This is a genomic window from Shewanella sp. MBTL60-112-B2 (genome assembly GCF_019655055.1).
Lineage (GTDB): Bacteria > Pseudomonadota > Gammaproteobacteria > Enterobacterales > Shewanellaceae > Shewanella.
In genome coordinates this window covers 1-308 of record NZ_BPFA01000116.1, presented here as the reverse complement: position 1 = coordinate 308, position 308 = coordinate 1, and the positions used below count along the sequence as shown (strand labels likewise).

The 308-nt window shown below is 53.9% G+C and carries 1 protein-coding gene; it reads left to right on the top strand.

The window, feature by feature from the left end; translation table 11 throughout:
- A partial coding sequence (locus K5Q73_RS21495) for an Ig-like domain-containing protein (RefSeq protein WP_220766214.1) occupies window positions 1-308 on the top strand: 308 nt, incomplete at both ends.

Here is a 308-nt window from a genome sequence, read left to right as displayed (position 1 = left end):
TACTGCGATCACCAATGGCATGATCTTAACCGCTGGCCAATTAGAAGGCTTGCAGTACGATGCCCCTGCCGACTATGACAGCGGTGATGCCGTGGGTAACTTCACCTACAGCGTCAATGACGGCACTATCACTGAAAACGGCAGTGTGGCGATCACGGTCAACCCAATGAACGATGCGCCGCTCGTCGACAGCAATAGCATCAATGTCAATGAAGAGACGCAAAACACGTCTTTAGGCCTCAGCGCACCAACCGATGCTGATGGCGATAACCTCACCATTACGGTCACCGGCCTACCGACTCTGGGCA